Source organism: Actinomadura kijaniata (assembly GCF_014138665.1).
Taxonomy (GTDB): domain Bacteria; phylum Actinomycetota; class Actinomycetes; order Streptosporangiales; family Streptosporangiaceae; genus Spirillospora; species Spirillospora kijaniata.
Window position 1 is genome coordinate 307,241 of sequence record NZ_JACJIA010000006.1, and the last position, 19,768, is coordinate 327,008.

General features: G+C 74.4%; 15 protein-coding genes. 10 read left to right on the plus strand and 5 right to left on the minus strand.

Annotated elements, in window-relative coordinates; all coding sequences use genetic code 11:
• Window positions 1-10 precede the first annotated feature (10 nt).
• Together HNR61_RS24175 and rsgA are read right to left on the minus strand one after the other, a co-directional pair.
• Complete coding sequence (locus HNR61_RS24175) at window positions 11-526, minus strand: GNAT family N-acetyltransferase (RefSeq protein ID WP_182845455.1); 516 nt, start codon at window positions 524-526, stop codon at window positions 11-13.
• Window positions 523-1,602: a ribosome small subunit-dependent GTPase A gene (gene rsgA, locus HNR61_RS24180; RefSeq protein ID WP_182845456.1), complete on the minus strand. Its 1,080-nt coding sequence runs from the start codon at window positions 1,600-1,602 to the stop codon at window positions 523-525. Before rsgA ends, HNR61_RS24175 begins: the two co-directional genes overlap by 4 nt.
• A 527-nt stretch (window positions 1,603-2,129) precedes the next feature.
• On the opposite strand from rsgA, the gene HNR61_RS24185 reads away from it, so the two are divergent.
• The 7 genes from HNR61_RS24185 (at window position 2,130) to HNR61_RS24215 (ending at window position 12,578) form a co-directional block, all read left to right on the plus strand.
• The gene (locus HNR61_RS24185) at window positions 2,130-3,536 is read left to right on the plus strand and encodes a hypothetical protein (protein WP_182845457.1); all 1,407 of its coding nucleotides are present in this window, start codon (window positions 2,130-2,132) and stop codon (window positions 3,534-3,536) included.
• A gap of 63 nt (window positions 3,537-3,599) precedes the next feature.
• On the plus strand, window positions 3,600-4,316 hold the full coding sequence (locus HNR61_RS24190; RefSeq protein WP_182845458.1) for a response regulator transcription factor: 717 nt from the start codon (window positions 3,600-3,602) through the stop codon (window positions 4,314-4,316).
• Window positions 4,316-5,710: a sensor histidine kinase gene (locus HNR61_RS24195; RefSeq protein ID WP_182845459.1), complete on the plus strand. Its 1,395-nt coding sequence runs from the start codon at window positions 4,316-4,318 to the stop codon at window positions 5,708-5,710. The genes HNR61_RS24190 and HNR61_RS24195 overlap by 1 nt, the downstream gene beginning before the upstream one ends.
• 90 nt (window positions 5,711-5,800) lie before the next feature.
• Window positions 5,801-7,075, plus strand: a complete 1,275-nt coding sequence (locus HNR61_RS24200) for a bifunctional glycosyltransferase family 2/GtrA family protein (RefSeq protein ID WP_182845460.1) — start codon at window positions 5,801-5,803, stop codon at window positions 7,073-7,075.
• Window positions 7,072-9,057, plus strand: a complete 1,986-nt coding sequence (locus tag HNR61_RS24205) for a glycosyltransferase family 39 protein (RefSeq protein ID WP_182845461.1) — start codon at window positions 7,072-7,074, stop codon at window positions 9,055-9,057. The genes HNR61_RS24200 and HNR61_RS24205 overlap by 4 nt, the downstream gene beginning before the upstream one ends.
• A 16-nt stretch (window positions 9,058-9,073) precedes the next feature.
• Window positions 9,074-11,008 (plus strand): glycosyltransferase family 39 protein, encoded by a 1,935-nt coding sequence (locus tag HNR61_RS24210; RefSeq protein ID WP_182845462.1) that lies wholly within the window; start codon window positions 9,074-9,076, stop codon window positions 11,006-11,008.
• A gap of 208 nt (window positions 11,009-11,216) precedes the next feature.
• Window positions 11,217-12,578 carry an erythromycin esterase family protein gene (locus HNR61_RS24215; protein WP_220509727.1) on the plus strand — a complete coding sequence of 454 codons (1,362 nt, stop codon included), beginning with the start codon at window positions 11,217-11,219 and terminating at the stop codon, window positions 12,576-12,578.
• 70 nt (window positions 12,579-12,648) lie between these two features.
• Here the strand turns inward: HNR61_RS24215 and HNR61_RS24220 are convergent, their stop codons facing one another.
• On the minus strand, window positions 12,649-13,617 hold the full coding sequence (locus HNR61_RS24220; RefSeq protein ID WP_182845463.1) for a helix-turn-helix transcriptional regulator: 969 nt from the start codon (window positions 13,615-13,617) through the stop codon (window positions 12,649-12,651).
• Between the two features lie 134 nt (window positions 13,618-13,751).
• Here HNR61_RS24220 and HNR61_RS24225 point away from each other — a divergent pair, with 134 nt between their 5' ends.
• Together HNR61_RS24225 and HNR61_RS24230 are read left to right on the plus strand one after the other, a co-directional pair.
• Window positions 13,752-14,147, plus strand: coding sequence for a RidA family protein (locus HNR61_RS24225; protein ID WP_182845645.1), 396 nt, complete (start codon window positions 13,752-13,754; stop codon window positions 14,145-14,147).
• A gap of 73 nt (window positions 14,148-14,220) precedes the next feature.
• A complete protein-coding gene (locus HNR61_RS24230; RefSeq protein ID WP_246443723.1) occupies window positions 14,221-14,700 on the plus strand; it encodes a DUF488 domain-containing protein in 480 nt (159 codons plus the stop codon).
• Between the two features lie 184 nt (window positions 14,701-14,884).
• On the opposite strand, the gene HNR61_RS24235 is transcribed toward HNR61_RS24230, so the two are convergent.
• Complete coding sequence (locus HNR61_RS24235; RefSeq protein ID WP_182845465.1) at window positions 14,885-16,054, minus strand: MFS transporter; 1,170 nt, start codon at window positions 16,052-16,054, stop codon at window positions 14,885-14,887.
• 107 nt (window positions 16,055-16,161) lie between these two features.
• On the opposite strand from HNR61_RS24235, the gene HNR61_RS24240 reads away from it, so the two are divergent.
• Window positions 16,162-18,969 carry an AfsR/SARP family transcriptional regulator gene (locus HNR61_RS24240; RefSeq protein ID WP_182845466.1) on the plus strand — a complete coding sequence of 936 codons (2,808 nt, stop codon included), beginning with the start codon at window positions 16,162-16,164 and terminating at the stop codon, window positions 18,967-18,969.
• Here the strand turns inward: HNR61_RS24240 and HNR61_RS24245 are convergent.
• Window positions 18,941-19,585, minus strand: a complete 645-nt coding sequence (locus HNR61_RS24245) for a dihydrofolate reductase family protein (RefSeq protein WP_182845467.1) — start codon at window positions 19,583-19,585, stop codon at window positions 18,941-18,943. The two genes, HNR61_RS24240 and HNR61_RS24245, sit on opposite strands and share 29 nt — an antisense overlap.
• Window positions 19,586-19,768: the final 183 nt, after the last annotated feature.

The window sequence follows — 19,768 nt, forward strand, 5'->3', positions numbered from 1 at the left end:
CGGCTACCGGTCAGACCCCGAACGGGGCCGGGTAGGTCACCGTTCCGACGGGAACGGGACCCCCGTCATCCAGGCGCATGGCCATCAGCGCCTCGTCCGGGACCTCGAACGCGACGCCGATGCCCATCGTGGAGGCCCGCACGAACCCGAACCTCGGGTAGTAGGCGGGGTGACCGAGCACCACGACCAGGCGTTCGCCCCGGTCCCGGGCCGCCTCCAGCGCGGCGCGGATGACGGCGTCGCCGACGCCGCGCCGCTGGTACTCCGGCAGCACCGCCACCGGGGCCAGGGCCAGCGCGTCGCCGTCGCCGACCTTGCAGCGGGTGAGCAGCGTGTAGCCGATCACCTCGCCGCGCTCGTCCTCGGCCACCCACGACAGGCCCGGGATCCACGCCGGGTCCCGGCGCAGGGCGTCCACCAGGTCGGCCTCCTCGGGCCGGTCGAACGCGGCGACGTTCACCCGGTGGACCGCCGCGGTGTCGGCGCCGGTCTCGGGCCGGGTCCTCCAGACGGTGCGCTCGCTCAACGGTCCCGCCCCCGCAGCTTGTAGGCCTGACGCTGTGCCTTGTGGATGACCTTCCACCGGTTGGTCTGCTCGGCGCGCAGCCGGGCGTCGGAACGGGCGGCGATCCACTCGTTCTCCTTCAGGAGTTTGCGGTAGCTGCGCAGCCTCCGTTCGGGCAGGGCGCCGTCGGCGATCGCGGCCTGGACGGCGCAGTCCGGTTCGGTGTCGTGCGCGCAGTCGCCGAACCGGCACCCGGCCGCCAGCTCCTCGATGTCGGAGAAGGTCTGCTGGAGACCCTCCTCGGCGTCGAACAGGCCGACGCCGCGCAGGCCCGGCGTGTCGATCAGCACGCCGCCGGACGGCAGCGGCAGCAGCTCGCGGCGGACCGTGGTGTGGCGGCCCTTGGCGTCCCCGGCGCGGACCGCGCCGGTGGCCAGCCGGTCCTCGCCCAGCAGGGCGTTGCCGAGGGTGGACTTGCCCGCCCCCGACTGCCCGACCAGCACGATCGTGCCGGACAGGACGGCGGCGACCACGTCCACGCCCTCCCCGGTGAGGGGGCTGACGGTGACGACGTCCGCGCCGGGCGCGGCGGCCGCCACGTCGGCGACGACGGCGTCCAGCTCGTCGGGGTCGGCCAGGTGGTCGGCCTTGGTCAGCACCACCACCGGCCGGGCGCCGCTCTCCCAGGCCAGGGCGAGCAGCCGTTCCAGCCGCCCGAGGTCCACCTCGACCTCCAGCGAGACGGTGATGGCGACGGTGTCGACGTTGGCGGCCAGGACCTGCCCGTGGGAGTCCCGGCCGACCGACGCCCGGACGATCGCGGTGCGGCGGGGGAGCAGCGCCATGACGGCGGGGTGCTCGCCCGTGCGGACCGCGGCCCAGTCCCCGGTGCAGGGCGTCGACGACGGGTCGTCGGTGACCACCGGGGCCGTGTCGGCCCGCAGGACGCCGTCCTCGGTGATCACATCGCAGCGGCCGCGGTCGACGACGGCGACCCGGCCGGGGACGAGCCCCGCCTCACGGTGCGGGGCGAACGCGTGCTCCAGGTCCTCGCTCCAGCCGTACGCGACGAGAACCTGCGGAAACGCAGAAGACAATGGATTGGAACCCTTGTGTGAAGGGGCCCGCGACCTCGACGAAGAAAGGGGTCAGCTCTGGGCCCGGGAAATGAGGATGGTCCGAGTGCTGCGCACGGCAGCGACCATGACGGCAACCATCAACACACCTCCCTCTCAGTTCCGGCACCGATGATAGCCCATCCATCCTGATCATGTCGCTCCCCTTTTGCGGGGGAGGACGGCCGGTGGCGGGGGCGGCGATCTCCGCCGGGCTGGTCGGGTACTTCGGGCTGGGCCGGCACAGGTGGTGTGGAAGCGGCTGCACGGCCGCGTCCCGTTCCCGCCTCTCTGCTGTGGGGAACGGGGATGGCGGCGGCCGCGTCCGCCCATGCCCGCGGGACCTGCCCGACCTGCCCGGCCTGCCCCGACCTGCGGAAAGTAAGCGCGTACGTCCGGGAGGTGACGGAGATCCCCTTCTCGCGAAGGAGGTCGTTCCGGACGATCGGCGGTTATGGTGACGTCAGGACGCAGACCTGACTGGGGGCGTGGCCGTGGACGAGCGGGCCGTGGACGATCGGGTGGAGCCGGCCGAACGGTCCGGGCCGGCCGCGAGGCTGGACCAGGCCGCGGCCGAGCGGATCGAGGAGATCTGGAACGGGCTGGCGCCCACCGCCGCGGTGGCCGCCCGGCAGGCCGCCGTGCTCACCGAGCCGCTGCGGCAGGTCGGCCGGGACGCCGCCGCGGTGGCCGCCGAGCGCGTCGTGGAGCAGCTGGTCCGCACCGGCGCGATGAACGTGGTCGAGCGCGCCGCCCGCGACGCGGCGGTGCAGATCGCCTCGGCGGCCGCCGACAAGGCGGTCTCGGAGGCGCGGGCCGCCGCCGAGGCCAACGCCGTCACCGGCACGGCGCTGAGCGTCACCACCACCGCCATGGAGATCGCCGGGCAGGCCGCGCAGCATCCGATGGCCTCGCAGGCCATGCAGGCCGCCGCCCGAATGGCGGCCCGCAACCCCTTCGCCCGCGCCGCCACCGCCACCGCGTTCGACGTGGCCGGCCGCACCGTGTCCGCGCCGATCGTGCAGGCCGCCACCCGCGTCGTGGTGGACGTCACGCTGGACGCGGTCACCGACATCGCCGTCGAGGTCGCCCTCGACGTGGGCCGCGACATCATCGTGGACGTCATGCGGCAGGTCGCCAGGGAGGCGGCCCGGGACGTGGCGTCCACCGTGCGGGGCCGCGCCGCCGACGCCGCCGCGCTCGCCGAGGTCCACCCGGTGACCGCCGCCGCGGCCGACCTCGCCGCCCAGGCCGCCCGCAGCGGCACCGCCCGGCAGGCGGGCGGGCTGCTGGCCGACCTGATCAGCGGCGTGGCGGGCAGCGCCGTGGCCCGCACCACCGTGGACCTGGCGTCGCGGGCCGCGGCCCGCGCCACCGTCACGGTCATCGAGACGGTGATGGCCGAGCTGATGCGCGAGGCGCTGAAGCTGGCGATGCGGGACGCGCTGCGCGACCTGATGCTCGACGTCGCCCGGGACGTGGTCGTGGAGACCGTGCGGTCCTCCTGGTCGGCGGCGACCCGCCCGCTGCCGCCCGAGCGGGCCGCCTCCCGCCCCGGGCTGTCGCTGGGCGACCTAGTGGAACGCGCCGCCCGCGCCACCGCGACGCTGGTGACCGCCGCCCCCGCCGCGACCGGCGCGCTGAACTCGGCCACCGGGATCGCCGTGCGGGCCACCGGCCGCACCGCCCCGCGCGCCGTCCCCAAGATCGCGGTGAGCACGCTGCGCAACGCCTCCCGCTACCGGATCTGGACCCGCCGCACCCCGCTGGAGACCCCGCCCGCGCTGCCCGCCGCGATCCTCACCACAGTCACCCGGGCCGCCGGGGGCGCGACCACGGCGGTGGTGCGGACCTCGGCGAACGCGGCCACGCGGCCCGTCCCGCACCGGGAACCGCCGGTCGAGCGCGCTTCATGAGAGATCGATGAGAATCCGGACCGCGCGTCCGAACCCGGCGTCGCCGCTGGTTACGGTGGGTGCATGGAGCCTGGAGCCGCGGCGGACGCGCGCATTCTGGTCGTGGACGACGAACCGGCCGTCCGCGAGTCGCTGACGCGCAGCCTGGAGTTCGAGGGGTACCGGGTCGGCACGGCCGCCGACGGGGTCGCCGCGCTCGACGCGGTCGCCGCCGAACGCCCCGACCTGGTCGTCCTGGACGTGCTGATGCCCCGCATGGACGGGCTGACCACGTGCCGCAGGCTGCGCGCCCGGGGCGTGACGGCCCCGGTGCTGATGCTCACCGCCCGCGACATGGTCGGCGACCGGGTCACCGGCCTGGACGCCGGGGCCGACGACTACCTGGTCAAACCGTTCGAGCTGGACGAGCTGCTGGCGCGGGTGCGGGCGCTGCTGCGCCGCTCCACCATGAACGCCGGGCAGGGCCCGGCGTCGGACGCGCTGGCGTTCGAGGACCTGCGGATGGACACCGTCACCCGCGAGGTGACCCGCGCCGGGAAGCCGCTGGAGCTGACCCGCACCGAGTACATGCTGCTGGAGATGTTCCTCAGCCATCCCCGGCAGGTGCTGACGCGCGAGCAGATCCTGGAGACGGTGTGGGGCTTCGACTTCGAGCCCGCCTCCAACTCCCTGGACGTGTACGTGATGTACCTGCGGCGCAAGACCGAGGCGGGCGGCCTACCCCGGCTCGTGCACACCGTGCGCGGCGTCGGGTACGTCCTGCGGAGCGCGGCGTCCTGATGGGCGGGCTGCGACGGCTGGCGCTGCGGGCCCGGCTGGCCATGCTGGTGGCGGTGGCCGTCGCGGTGGCCGTCGCCATCTGCTCGGGCGCCTCCTGGTACCTCACCCGCGACCGGCTCTACGAACAGCTCGACCGGACGCTGGCATCGTCTCCGCGACCGCCCAACGGGCATGTGGGCAAGAGCCTGCGGAACTGCTCGCAGACCCCCGTGCTGGACGGCCGGGCGCCGTTCGGGCTGATCCAGTTGGTGAGGCCGGACGGCACTCCCTGCGCCGTCGAGGGTGTGCAGATGCTGCGGGTGGATCCGCAGGACGTCGCGGTCGCCAGGGGAGAGGTCACGGAGGTCGTGCACGACGGGACCACCACGGACGGCACGCGGGTGCGGGTGCTGACCCGCCCGGTGGTCTTCGGCCCGCCCGGCGGCGGAGGGCCGACGGTCGCCTCGTGGTCGGTGGCGTTGCCGCTCAACCAGGTCGAGGACCCGTTGGACACCCTGGCGCTGCTGCTGGTGGCGGTGACGGCGGTCGGGGTGCTGGGCGCGGCGGCGATCGGCCTGGTGGTGGCGCGGGCCGGGCTGCGGCCGGTGGACGAGCTGACCGGGGCGGTCGAGCACATCGCCCGCACCGAGGACCTGGCGGTGCGGATCCCCGACGAGGGCTCCGACGAGCTGGCGCGGCTCGGCCGCTCGTTCAACGCCATGACCGCCGCGCTGGCGGCCTCCCGGGAACGCCAGCAACAGCTGATCGCCGACGCCGGGCACGAGCTGCGCACCCCGCTGACCAGCCTGCGCACCAACATCGATCTGCTGCTGCGGTCGGAGGAGACCGGGCGGGAGCTGCCGCCCGGCCAGCGGCACCGCATGCTCGCCAGCGTCAAGGCGCAGATGCTGGAGCTGTCCAGCCTGGTCGGCGACCTGCTGGAGCTGGCCCGCCCCGACGAGCGCGAACCGGCGCGCGAGCAGGTCGCGCTGCACGAGACCGTCGAACGCGCCGTCGAACGCGCCCGCCTGCGCGGCCCCGGCCTGCGCGTCGAGGCCGACACGACCCCCTGGTACGTGCTGGGCGACCCCGGCCAGCTGGAACGCGCCGTGGTGAACCTGCTGGACAACGCCGTGAAGTTCAGCCCGCCCGACGGCACGGTGGAGGTGCGGCTCAAGGACGGGGAGCTGACCGTGCGCGACCAGGGCCCCGGCATCCCCGCCGACGAGCTGCCGCACGTGTTCGAACGGTTCTGGCGGTCGCCGTCGGCGCGCAGCCTGCCCGGTTCGGGGCTGGGGCTGTCGATCGTCGCGCGGGTCGTGGCCGAGGCCGGGGGACGGGTGTCGCTGGAGCCCGCCGACGGCGGCGGGACCCTGGCGCGGATGCGGCTGCCGGGCGGCCCCGCGCTCGACTGATCCGGCCCGCCCAGCCCGACGATCTTGATTCTCATCCGGCGTTAATCGAGCCCTCAGGGCACTCCCACACCGGCTCACGACGGTGGTCGCATGAATCACCCGATCACCGAACGGGACGCCCCGGCCGGTCCGCCGCCGACGGCCTCCGGGGTCGGCGCGCGCAACCGTCTCGTCGAGGTCGTCGTTCCCGTCTTCAACGAGGAGCACGTGCTGGAGGCCAGCGTGCGGCGGCTGCACGCCTACCTGTCGGGCACGTTCCCGTATCCGTTCCGCATCACCGTGGCCGACAACGCCAGCACCGACCGCACCTGGCGGGTCGCCGAGCGGCTGGCGTCCGAGCTGCCGCACGTGCGGGCCGTCCACCTGGACCGCAAGGGGCGCGGGCGCGCCCTGCGGCAGGTCTGGGGCGACAGCGACGCGCACGTGGTCGCCTACATGGACGTCGACCTGTCCACCGACCTGGACGCGTTCCTCCCGCTGGTCGCGCCGCTGATCTCCGGGCACAGCGACCTGGCGATCGGCAGCCGCCTGACGCGCGGCTCGGCGGTGGTGCGCGGCCCCAAGCGGGAGGCGATCTCCCGCGCCTACAACCTGCTGCTGAGAACGGCGCTGGCGGCGCGGTTCAGCGACGCCCAGTGCGGTTTCAAGGCGGGCCGCACCGAGATCGTCCAGGCGCTGCTGCCGCAGGTGGAGGACCAGGAGTGGTTCTTCGACACCGAGCTGCTGCTGCTCGCCGAACGCAACGGGCTGCGCATCCACGAGGTGCCGGTCGACTGGGTCGACGACCCCGACAGCCGCGTGGACGTGCTGCGCACCGCGCTGGACGACCTGCGCGGCATGGCGCGGGTGGGGCGGCGGATGCTGACCGGCGCGTTCGGCGCGCCCGTGCGCGGCCGGCCCCGTCCCCAACTGCCCACCGGCATGGCGCGGCAGCTACCGGTCTTCGCCGTCATCGGCGTCATCAGCACGGTCGCGCAGCTGGTGCTGTTCGTGCTGCTGCGGACGGTGATGGGGCCGCTGTGGGCCAACGCCGTGTCGCTGGTGGTCACCGCGGTCGGCAACACCGCCGCCAACCGGCGCTTCACGTTCGGGGTGACCGGGACGCGGGGGGCGTTCCGGCACCAGGTCGAGGGCGGGCTGGCGTTCCTGATCGGCCTGGCGCTCAGCACCGGCGGGCTGGCCCTGCTGCACGCCCTGGCCCCCGGCTCCTCCCGGGCCGTGGAGTTGCTCGCGCTGGTCACCGCCAACGGCCTGGCCACGCTGGTCCGCTTCCTGCTGATGCGGGCGTGGATCTTCCATCCGCGGCGGCTGCGCCGCGCGACCGCCGCGACGACCGCGACCGAGACGGGGGAACCGACCCGATGACCGCCCAGACGATCACCACCGGACGGGCGGCGGCCCCGCCCGCTCCCGAACCGGCCCGCCCCCGGTGGGCGCGGCCCGCCCTCGCGGGCGTGCTGCTGCTGGCGCTCCTGCTGTACGCCTGGGGGCTGTCGGCCAACGGCGACGCCAACGCCTACTACTCGGCGGCGGTCAAGAGCGCGACGCAGAGCTGGAAGGCGTTCTTCTTCGGGTCGCTGGACGCCGGGTCGTTCATCACCGTGGACAAGCCGCCGATGGCACTGTGGCTGATGGCCCTGTCGGCGCGGGTCTTCGGGTTCACCACCTGGAGCGTGCTGCTGCCGCAGGCGCTGGCCGGGGTCGCGGCCGTGGCGCTGCTCCACGCCACGGTACGGCGGGCGTTCGGCGAGGCCGCCGGGCTGGTCGCGGCGCTGGCGCTGGCACTCACCCCGATCACCGTGGCGATCAACCGTGACAACAACCCCGACACGCTGCTGGTGCTGCTGCTGGTCGCGGCGGCCTGGGCGACCCAGCGCGCGGTGGCGACCGGGCGGCTGCGGCCGCTGCTGCTGGCGGCGTTCCTGGTGGGATGCGGCTTCAACACCAAGATGCTCCAGGCGTTCCTGGTGCTGCCCGCCCTGGCGCTGGTCTACCTGCTGGCGGCGCGCCCGTCGCTGCCGCGCCGCGTCGGGCACCTGCTGGCCGCCGGTGTGACGCTGGCGGTGTCGAGCTTCTGGTGGATGGCCGTCGTCGACCTGATCCCGGCCGGTCAGCGGCCCTACGTCGGCGGCAGCACCGACAACAGCGTGTGGGACCTGGTCATCGGCTACAACGGCCTGGGCCGGATCCTCGGCCAGGGCGGCGGCGGACCCGGTGGGGGCCGCGGCGGCGCGAGCTTCGGCGGCGCGTCGGGCGCGGGCCGGCTGTTCAACGACATCATGGGCGGCCAGATCTCGTGGCTGCTGCCGTTCGCGGTGATCGCGCTGGTGGCCGGGCTGGTCCTGGTGGCCCGGCGGGGCCGCACCGACCTCAGGTTGGCCGCGCTGGTGCTGTGGGGCGGCTGGCTGGGGGTGCACTACGCGGTGTTCAGCTTCGCCCAGGGCACCTTCCACCCCTACTACTCCACCGCGATGGCCCCGGCGATCGCGGCGCTGACCGGCGCGGGCGCGGTGCTGCTGTTCGGCGCGTACCGAAGGTCGGCCCGGTGGGCGTGGGTGCTGCCGTCGGCGGTGGCCGCGACGGGCGCGTGGGCGTTCGTGCTGCTGAGCCGGACGCCGTCGTGGAACCCGTGGCTGCGCTGGGTGGTCGTGGCGTGCGCCGTGCTGGCGGTGGCGAACCTGGCGGCGGCCCGCCTCAGCCGCCGCGCAGGGCTGCCGGTGATGGTCACGGGCCTGGTCATGGCGCTGCTGGCCGCGCTGTCGGGACCGGCCGCGTACGCGGTGTCGGCGGCGTCCTCCCCGGTGAACGGCACCAACCCGCTGGCGGGCCCGGCCACGGGCCGGGGCTTCGGTCCGGGCGGTGGCGGCCAGGGCCGGATGCCCGGCCGCGACGGCGCGGCGGAGGTGATGCCGCGGTTCCCGGGCGGGCAGACGCCTCCCGGCGGGGAGGGCCGGCGCTCCGGCGGACGCGGCTTCGGCGGCCCCGGCGGGCAGCTCGACCAGCAGATGATCTCCTACCTGGAGAAGAACCGGGGCTCGGCGCGGTGGCTGGTCGCGGTCTCCAGCGCGCAGCAGGCGTCCTCGCTGATCCTGCGGACCGGTGAGCCCGTGATCGCCATGGGCGGCTTCACCGGCGGCGATCCGGCGATGACCGTCGCCAAGCTCCAGGGGTACGTCAAGGAGGGCGCGCTCCGCTACGTCCTCGTCAACGGGCAGGGCGGCGGCTTCGGGCCCGACCGGGGGAACTCCGAGGTGACCGCGTGGGTGCGGCAGCACGGCACCCTCGTGTCCGCCGGTGAGTACGGCGGCGCCTCCGACAGCGGCGCCCAGCTGTACCGGCTGAGCTGAACGGGGGAGTGGACCAATGATCGTCACCGTCGGGCGACGGCGCCTCGCCCTGCCGGCACTGCTGGCGGCGACCGCCGTGCTGTACCTGTGGGACCTGGACGCGTCCGGGTGGGCCAACCCGTTCTACTCGGCCGCCGTGCAGGCGGGGGCCACGAGCTGGAAGGCGTTCTTCTTCGGCTCCTCCGACGCGGCCAACGCCATCACCGTCGACAAGACCCCGGCCTCGCTGTGGCCGATGGCGCTGACCGCCCGGATCTTCGGGGTGGGCCCCTGGAGCATCCTGGTGCCGCAGGCGCTGATGGGCGTGGCGTCCGTCGCGACGCTCTACGCGGCCGTGCGGCGGTCGCTGGGCCGCACCCCCGCCAGTACCGGCCCGGCCCTGCTGGCCGGGGCGGCGCTGGCGGTGACGCCGGTCGCGGCGCTGATGTTCCGGTTCAACAACCCGGACGCGCTGCTGGTGCTGATGCTGACGCTGGCCGCCTACGCGTTGGTGCGGGCCCAGGAGCGCGGCGCGACGCGGTGGCTGGTGCTGTGCGGGGCGTTCGTCGGGCTGGGGTTCCTGGCCAAGATGATGCAGGCGTTCCTGGTGGTGCCGGTGTTCGCGCTGGTCTACCTGGCGACGGCCCCGGTGCCGCCGCTCCGCCGCCTGTGGCAGTTGCTGGCGGCGGGCGCGGCGATGGTGGTCGCCGGGGGCTGGTGGGTGGCGATCGTCGCCCTGGTGCCGGGGAGCGCGCGTCCCTACATCGGAGGTTCCCAGAACAACAGCGTCCTCGAACTGGCCCTCGGCTACAACGGGCTGGGGCGCCTGAACGGCGACGAGGTCGGCGGGCTGGGCAACCTCGACCAGGACGCCGGGTGGGCCCGGATGTTCGGCGCGGCCAACGGCGGCCAGATCTCCTGGCTGCTGCCCGCCGCGCTGGTCCTGCTGGTGGCCGGGCTGTGGGCGACCCGCCGGGCCGTCCGCACCGACGCCCTGCGCGCCGGGCTGCTGACGTGGGGCGGCTGGCTGCTGCTCACCGCCGCCGTGTTCAGCCTGATGCGGGGCATCTACCACGAGTACTACACCGTGGCGCTCGCCCCGGCGGTGGCCGCGACGGTCGGGCTCGGCACGGCCGCGTTGTGGGAACGTCGCCGCGGCGTCCCCGCGGTGGCGGTGCTGGCCGCGACCGTCGCGGTGACCGCGCTGTGGGCGTTCGTCCTGCTGGGCCGCACCCCCGACTGGAACCCGTGGCTGCGGCCGGCGGTCCTGATCGGCGGTGTCGGGGCGGCGGTGGTGCTCGCCTCGGTCCACTACCTGAGACCGCCGGGACGGGCCGCGGCGGTGTCGGCCGTCGTGGCGGCGGGGGTGGCGTTGGCGGCTCCCACCGCCTATGCCGTCGACACGGTGCGCACCCCGCACACCGGGGCGATCGTGACGGCGGGTCCCCGCGCCTCCTCCGGTCCCGGCCGCTTCGGCGGCCCGCGCGGCGGCACGGCCGTCCGCACCGGCGGAAGACCGCCCGCCGGTCGTTTCGCGCCGCCTCCGGGAGGTGACGGCATGCGGGACTCGCGCGGTTTCCGGGGCCAGGGCGGGCGCGGGCCGGGCGGCCTGCTGGACGCGACCACCCCCGGCGCCGAGGTGACCAGGGCACTGAAGGAGAACGCCGGCGCCTACACGTGGATCGCCGCGACGGTCGGCTCCAACAACGCCGCCGGATACCAGCTGGCCACCGGCCTGCCGGTGATGGCGGTCGGCGGTTTCAACGGCACCGACCCCGCGCCGACGCTGGAGCGGTTCAAGGAGCTGGTGCGGGCCGGGCGCGTGCACTACTTCATCGCGGGCGGCGACAACGCCGTGCGCCGCGCCACCAGCGGCAGCGACGCCGCCCAGAAGATCAGCGAGTGGGTGGCGGCGACGTTCCCCACCCGCACGGTCGGCGGGGTGACCCTCCACGACCTGACACAGGGCTGAGCAGGCGGTCGGCGGCGCCCTCCGGACAGCGCGCGGGCTCGCTGCCGGAGACGAGGGGGTACGGCCTCTTAACGTCCCGTTCCGGATATTTCAAGAGGCCGTACCCCCAGGAAAACCTCGGGGACCGCCCCCGCGCGCCCGGCCTGCCACCGACGTGAAGATCTTCTCGACGGAACCTGACACCAGGCATGTTGAGGAGGGGTCACCCATGACCCGCTACGGAAAGCGACTCACGGTGGCGACCATCACGCTGGCCGCGGCACTGGCCCCTGTGACGGCCGCGTCGTCGGCGTCGTCGGCGTCGTCGGTGGCATCCGGACCGGTGGCCGTGTCGCCGCCCGTGCGCTCGCTGGACCGGATCGCCCACCCGCTGCGGTCGGTCGAGCCGGGCACCGGCGGGGCGGACCTGCGCGCGCTGGGCGCGATGATCGGCGACGCCGAGGTGGTCGGCGTGGGCGAGGCCACGCACGGCTCGCACGAGTTCTTCGCGCTGAGGCACCGGATCTTCCGCCACCTCGTCGAGCGGAAGGGGTTCACCACCTTCGCCCTGGAGATGAGCTGGTCGGCGGGGCTGCGGATCGACGACTACCTCCAGCGCGGCGACGGCGACGCCCGCCAGGTCGTTCACCAGGCGATGGCCGGGTCGCCGTGGGACCGCGAGGAATTCGTGAGCCTCGTCCGGTGGATGCGCGACCACAACCGGCGCCACCCCGATCGTCCGGTGCGCTTCCTGGGCGACGACATCGGCGCGCCCAGGCTCGACAAGCGCGTCTTCGACAACGTCACCGGCCACGTCCGGCGGGCCCACCCGCAGTTGCTGCCGCGGCTGGACGAGGCGCTCGGCGGACTACGTCCGCTCGACGACGCCATCGCCTACCTGAAGCGGCCGGTGGCGGAACGGCGGCAGAACGCGGCCAGGGCACAGCGGATGCTCGACCTGCTGGAACGCCAAGGCCGACCGGGCCGCGGCCCCGGCGACGACGGCCATGACTTCGCCCTGCAGAACGCCCGCCACATCGCCCAGACCTACACCTTCCTCGCCTTCGATCCCCAGGACCAGGACTCGCTGACCGCCATGCAGCTCTACCGCGACCGGGTGATGGCCGAGACCACTGCCTGGTGGCGGCGCCATACCCGCGGCAAGGTCCTGGTGTCGGCCCACAACGACCACGTCGGCTACGCGGCCTCCGACCCGGCGACCTATCCCAGGACCCAGGGCCGGTTCCTCCGCGACATCCTGGGCGCGCGCTACCTGGCCGTCGGCACCACCTTCGACCACGGCTCCTTCCTGTCCAAGGACCAGGCGCTCGGCGGCCGGTGGCGAAGGTTCACCGTCGGCCCGGCGGCCCCGGGCAGCAACGAGCACGTCCTCGATCAGGTCCGGTACCGCGACTACTACGCCGATCTGCGCAGGGCACCGGCGGCAGCCCGCACGTGGCTGGACACCCCGCGCCCGTCATACAGCATCGGCACCCTGTTCCCCACCGGCAGGACAACCGAGATCGCCGTGGGCCGCTCCTACGACGTCCTGGTCCACCTCCACGCCGTCCGGGAGGCGACCCAGCTATGAAACCGCGACGCCCTGGATCTCTCCAGGCCCAGTGCCGGACATGCGTGGCGGCGCTGGAATCGCAGGGGGCTCAGGAGCCGTAACAGGTGACCATCGCGGCGGCGCGGTCGCGCAGGGAAGCGCGCAACGACTGCGGGGCCAGGACCTCCGCGTCCGCGCCGAGCTGCCACAGCGCCCATTCGGCGTGCCGTGAGTCCTGGAAGTTCACCTCCAGCCGCAGCCATCCGTCCGCGTCGGGTTCCTCGGCGCGGACGGCCAGCGCGGTGCCCACCAGTTCCTCCCGCCGTGCCGGGTTCACGCGTGCCAGCACGGTGACCTGGTCGCCGCCGGTCCGGAACCGCGTGCTGCGTTCCTGCCAGGCCCGGTCCAGATCGACCCGGTCCGGTCGCTGCGCGGGTTCGGCGAGTTCCTCGGCGGCCAGGATCCGGGACAGCCGGTAGGTGCGGTCCGCGCCGGATCTGGTGGCCAGCAGGTAGCCCTGGCCGCGCACGGTGACCAGGCCGATCGGGTCCACCGTGCGCCACCTGGGGGTCTGTCCCGCGGCCGCGTAGTGGATGCGGAGCCGGTGTCCGGCGAGGACCGCGCGCCGGACCTCGGCCACGACGGCGTCGGGCACCTCCTCGGTGACCGCCCGGCGCGAGAGCAGGTCGATCTCGGGGTCGACGAGCAGCCGCTGGGCCGCGTCGGCCGCGGTGTTCCGGTAGTGGTCGGGCAGCGCGTCGACCACCTTGAGCATGGCCGAGGCGAGCGCCGAGCCGAGCCCGAACGCCTGCGCGCCGCGCCGCGATCCGGCGATCAGCAGGGCGAGGGCCTCGTCGTGGTTCAGCCCGGTCAGCTCGGTCCGGAAACCGGGCAGCAACGCGAACCCGCCGTGCCGGCCGCGTTCGGCGTAGACCGGGACGCCCGCCGCGGACAGCGCCTCGATGTCGCGCAGCACCGTGCGGGTGGACACCTCCAGCTCGCGGGCCAGCGCGGTCGCGGACATCTGGCCGTGCCGGCGCAGCAGCAGCACCAGCGATACCAACCGGTCGGCGCGCATGCGTGAACGCTACCCGAATACATGACACAGGTTGTCGTGATTTGGCGGAAGGCTGATCAGCACGACGTCAGGGACGGTGGACACCGAGCCCGTGGACGTCGATGTCCTCGATGAATCGAATGGAGCCGATGGCAATGCAGCGAACGACGGTCAACCCGGTGCCGTGGTCGGTGGAGATGGGATTCAACCAGGGTGAGATCGTCTCCGGGCACACCCGGACCCTGTACATCTCCGGGCAGACCGCGATGAGCGGCGACGGCAAGCCCCAGCACGCCGACGACATGGCGGCGCAGCTGGCGCTGAGCCTCGACAACCTGGAGGCCGTTCTCGGCGAGGCCGGCATGTCCCTGGAGAACCTCGTCCGGCTCAACGTCTACACCACCGACGTCGATCTGCTCTTCCAGCACTACGGCGTGCTGGCGTCGCGGCTGGGCGCCGCCAAGGTGGCGCCGACCACCACGATGCTCGGGGTGACACGGCTGGCGATCCCCACCCTGATGGTCGAACTCGAGGGAACCGCCGTCGCGTGATGCGACCCCGCCGCCTCCGGCGGCCCTGCCGGAGGCGGCGCCGATGACAGGCAGGTGATTTCCGGTGCCCACAATGGTGACGATCGGCGTCTACGGCTTCGACGGCGACTCCTTCCTGCAACGGCTGCGGCACGCGGACGTCCGCCTGCTGATCGACGTACGTCAGCGCCGCGGCGTCCGCGGTCCCGAGTACGCCTGGGCGAACTCACTCCGGCTACAGGCGGCCCTCGCCCACGCCCGGATCGCCTACGAGCACCACCCCGAACTCGCCCCGACCACCGAGTTGCGCCGGCTCCAGTACGCCGAGGACGACCGCCAAGGGGTCGGCAAGCGCTCACGCCGCGAGCTCGCCGCCGAGTACACCCGCCGCTACACCGCCGAGATCCTCGACAGAGCCGACCTCACGCCGCTCGCCTCGGCCCTGCCGGACAGCGGAACCGCAGCGCTGTTCTGCGTCGAACGCGACCCAGAAGCCTGCCACCGCTCGCTGATCGCCCAACGCCTGACCGAACGACACCACGTCACGATCGAGCACCTGCGCCCGTTGGATTAGACGAGCCGGACACCAGACGGCGTTTCCCGTCGTCCAGTTCCCCGTCCGATGCGTTCGACGAACTCCGGGCGGGGATTCACCGGGGTGACGTCGACGTCGGCGGTGTCCGCAGGCGGTTCGCCGCGAGGGTTCCGGCGTGACCGCCGCCGATGACCACGACCTTGTGCGGTGTGTTGTGTTCGATTTACCTGCGGGTGGCCTCCGCGAGTGGGACGGGTCGGCGGGCCGTTCCCAGGTTGACCAGCAGTCCGACCACGCTGATCGCCGCGGCGGCCAGGCCGAGGTGGGCGGGGGCCAGCGCGCCCTGCGCCAGGCCGCCGAGCCCGCCGCCGACCGCGACCCCGACGTAGATCGCCGAATTGTTCAGCCCGAGCAGCACCGCCGACGCGGCCGGTGCCCGTTCCACCAGGCGGCTCTGCTGCGGGACGATCGGCAGGGAGACGCACACGCCCCACAGCACCGCCCACACGGTCGCCGCCGCCAGATCGTCGATGATCAGCGGGCTGACGGCCAGCAGCACGGCGGCGGCGCCGAGCCCGGCGGACACGACCGTCCGGGGCGGGTGGCGGTCGGCGAGCCGCCCGGCCATCGCGTTGCCCGCCATGTTGCCGACGCCCCAGGCCAGCAGGACCACGGTCAGCCGCGTGGCCGAGCCGCCGGTGGCGTCCTCCAGCGCGGGCCCGATGTAGGTGTAGAGCAGGTGGGTGCCGGCCAGCGACAGCACGGTGACGGCGAGCATGCCGAACGCCCAGGGCTCGCGCAGCGGGGCCAGGCGTGCGCGCAGCCCGTCGGACGGCAGCGAGATCGGCGGCAGGGCCACCGCGACGCCCGCCGCCGCGACCACGCCGAGCGCGGCCACGGCCCACAGCGTCAGCCGCCAGTCGGCGCCGCCGATCAGGGTGCCCGCGGGCAGCCCGAACGCGATGGCCAGCGTGAGCCCGCCCATGACGAAGGCCAGCGCCCGGCCCCGCCGTTCCGGTGAGGCGATCTCGGCGGCGGCGCTGAACGCCGCCGCGCCGATCAGCCCGGCCCCGACCGCCGTGACGATCCGGGCCGCCATCACGGTCCCGTACGTCGGGCCGAGCGCGGTCGCGGCGTTGCCCACGACGAAGATCGCCAGTGCCAGCAGCAGGGCGCGGCGCCGGTCCATGGCGCTGGTCACCGCGCCCAGGATCGGCGCCGACACCGCGAACGCCAGCGCGAAGCCCGTGACGAGCTGACCGGCGGCCGCGACGCCGACCCCGAGGTCGGCGGCGATCTGCGGAAGCAGCCCGGCGATGACGAAACCGTCGGTGCCCACCGCGAAGAGAGCGGTCGACAGCGGCAGCAGCCGCCGGAGGAGTGTCCTGTCCAATGTTCCCGTCCTTGGATCGAGCGATATGCCTGGCAAGCGTCGCCGCCGACGGTTTCCACCCGATTTCCTGCCGCTTTCCGGCCTTTCCCGGGCGGTAGCCTGGGCGCGTGCGATTCGGGGTGCTCGGTCCGCTGACGGTGGACGCGACCGACGGCACGCCGGTCGCGGTGCCGCGGGCCGACGTTCGGGAGCTGCTGGCCATCCTGCTGGCGCACGAGGGTTTCCCGGTCCCGGTCGAACGCCTGATCGCCGACCTGTGGCCGGAGACGCCCCCGGCGAACCCGCTGAACGCGCTGCGGATCCGGGTGTCCCGCCTGAGACGGCTCCTGGAGGACGCCGAGCCCGGAGGACGCGCGCTGGTCGGGCACGACCCGGCCGGTTACCGGTTGTGCGTGCCGGGGGAACGTTCGCTGGGGGAGTCGCTCGACGCTGTTCGCTTCCACGCGCTGCTCGACCGGGCCAGGAGCACCGCGGATCCGTGGACCCGCGCGGGGCTGCTGTCGGACGCGTTGGCGCTGTGGCGCGGCCCGGCGTTCGCCGGTTTCCAGGACGAGCCCTTCGCGCGTCCGACCGTCCAGCGGCTGACCCAGCGGCGGATCGCGGCCGTCGAGGATCTGGCCGAGACGCGGCTCGATCTCGGCGAGCACGAGACGGTGGCCGCCGACCTGGCCGAATGGGAGCAGCGGCACCCGGAACGCGAACGGCTCCGGGCCCTGCGGATGCGCGCCCTGTACCGCGCCGGACGGCCGGGGGAGGCGCTGGCGGTCTACGGCCGGTACCGCCGCTGGCTGGCCGACGACCAGGGCCTCGACCCGGGACCCGAGCTGGCCGCGCTCCAGCGGGCGGTCCTGTCCGCCGACCCGACGCTGGATCCGCCTCCGGCCCGTCCCCGCACGAACCTGCCCGCGCCCCTCACCGAGCTGATCGGCCGGGACGCCGCGCTCGCCCGCGCGCTCGCCGCCCTGGACACCGCCCGCCTGGTCACGCTGACCGGGCCCGGCGGCGTGGGCAAGACCCGCCTGGCGCTGGCCGCCGCGACACGGCCGGGCCCCGCCTTCCCCGACGGTGTGTGGCTCGTCGAGCTGGCGGGCCTGTCCGGCGCCGACGCGGTCGCCGAGGCCGTGATGGCGGTGCTCGGCCTCCGGGAGAACACCATGCTGGGGCCGGTCCCGGCGGGCGAGCCGATGAGCCACGTCGACCGGCTCGCCGCGTTCCTGCGCGGCAGGCGGATGCTGCTGCTGTTGGACAACTGTGAGCATGTGGCCGCCCCGGTGGCCGAGCTGGTCGCGGCGGTGCTGCGCGCGGCGCCGGGCGTCCGGGTCCTGGCGACCGGCCGCGAGCCGCTCGGCGTGCCCGGCGAGGTGCTGCTGCCCGTCGCGCCGCTGGAACCGCCCGAGCCCGGGGCCGACGAGCGGCGGGTGCGCGAGTCCAGCGCGGTGCGCTTGTTCTGCGCCCGCGCGGCGGACGCCGATCCCGCGTTCGCGCTCGACGCGTCGAACGCCGGGGCCGTCGCCGAGCTGGTGCGCGGCCTGGACGGCCTGCCGCTCGCGCTGGAGCTGGCCGCCGCCAGGGTGCGGGCGCTGGGCGTCCACGAGCTCGCCGCCCGGCTCGACGACCGGTTCAGCCTGCTGTCGGCCGGGAACCGGGGCGCGCCCGCCCGGCAGCGGACGCTCAACGCCCTCCTCGACTGGAGCTGGGAGCTGCTGACCGATCCCGAGCGGGCCGTGCTGCGCCGCCTGGCCGTCCTGGACGGCGGCCCGCTCGCGGCGGCCGAGGCCGTCTGCGCGGGTCCGGGCATCGCCGGGGACGAGGTCGCCGCCGTCCTGGCGCGGCTGGTCGACCGGTCGATGGTCACCGTGGCGGGCGACCGGCGCTACCGGCTGCTGGAGACCGTCGGTGTCTACGCCATGGCACGGCTCACCGAGGCCGGTGAGGTGGAGGCCACACGGCGCAGGCACCGTGCCTACCATCTGGCGCTGGTGACGGACGGCCTGCCCGGGCTGTTCGGCCCGGAGCAGGCCGCCCACCTCAGGCGCCTCGACGCCGAACACCGCAACCTGCACTGCGCCCTGGAGGACGCCGTCCGCCACGGCGACGCCGAGGACGCGCTGCTGCTGGTCGACGGCCTGGCCTGGTCGCTGCTGCTGCGCGGTCGCGTCCGGCAGGCCGCCCGCTGGGCCGACCGCGCCCTCGCCGTTCCCGGGGACGCCCCGCCCGCCCTCCGGGCACGCGTGCGCTGCTGGCAGGTCGGCATCGCCGCGCTGCTGGACGTCGAGCACGACGTGGTGGCCCGCGCCCGCGCGGCGCTGGCGCGGTTCCGGGACGCCGACGACCCGCCGGGCCTGGCCATGGCGCGGTGGTTCCTGGCCTATGTGCTGCTGCACACCGGCCATCTGGACGCCAGCGAGGAACTCGCGGCCGGCGCGGCGGACGGCTTCCGCGCGCGGGGACACACCTGGGGCATCGCCGTCACGACCGCCCTGCGCGCCAACCACGCCCTCGCCCGGGACGACCTGAACACCGTCGCGGACGCCTCCGAACAGGCCCTGGCCCTCTTCCGTTCACTCGGCGACCAAGGCGGCGAGTTGCTGACCGTCCACCCGCGCGCCGCGCTCGCCGAGATGCGCGGCGACCACCGCGAGGCCGAACGGCTGCACCGCGAGGGCCTGGCGCTGGCCGAGGACCTCGGCATGTGGGCGGAGACCGCCGACCGCCTGTCCGGGCTCGGCCGGATCGCGCTGCTCGGCGGCGACCTCGGCGCGGCACGCGAGCTGTACGAGCGCGCGCGCCGGATCGCCGCCGAGCACGGCTTCCGGCCCGGCGAGATCCATGCCGAACTCGGCCTGCGACAGATCGCCCGCCGCGCCCACGCGCAAGCGGCGGGAGTCACCGTCTCCAGAACAGGAGGTGAGTGACCCCGCTGGGGCTCGGTACCGCCTCAAGGTGGAAGCGGTCCAGCAGGTCGTCAGGGCTTTCCCACAGCCGTTCGCCTCGGCCGAGGTCGACGGGCGCGACGGCGATGTGCATCGTGTCGACCAGGTCGGCGTCGAGGAACCCGCGGATGGTGGCGACTCCTCCGCCGAGGCGCACGTCCCGGCCGCCGGCGGCCCGCTTCGCGCGTGCCAGTGCCTCGGCCGGTGTCGCGTCGACGAAGTGGAAGGTGGTGTCGGCCAGGGTGAAGGACGGGCGTTCGTGGTGGGTGAGCACGAAGACCGGGGTGTGGAACGGCGGGTTGTCCCCCCACCATCCTTGCCACTCGTGGTCCTCCCAGGGGCCGCGCTGGGGGCCGAACTTGTTACGCCCCATGATCTCCGCCCCTATGTCGCGGGTGTGGTCGCGGGTCATGAGGTCGTCCAGGCCGCGAGTGCCGCCGGGGTCGGTGCGGTTCACCCAGCTGGCGGTGGCGCCCGCCCAGGACCAGAGCGGGGCGGGGTCCGCGTGGCCGAAGGGCCGTTCCAGGCTCTGCCCCTCACCGGCGCCGAACCCGTCCCGCGACACGTTGAAGCAGTGCACCCTCAACAGCTGCGACATGCATCCTCCTTGGAAGCTGACAAGCGACCTCTGTGACGGAACGCCCAGGGCGGGCGCCCCTTCGGGAGGAAGTCGGAACAGCGGGGAGATTCTTGCGGTCCGGCACCGCAAGAACACGGCACCGGCGACGACCCTCGGGTGAACGGCGCCGCAGGGGCGCCGCCCGCCCCTCGGGGGAAACGA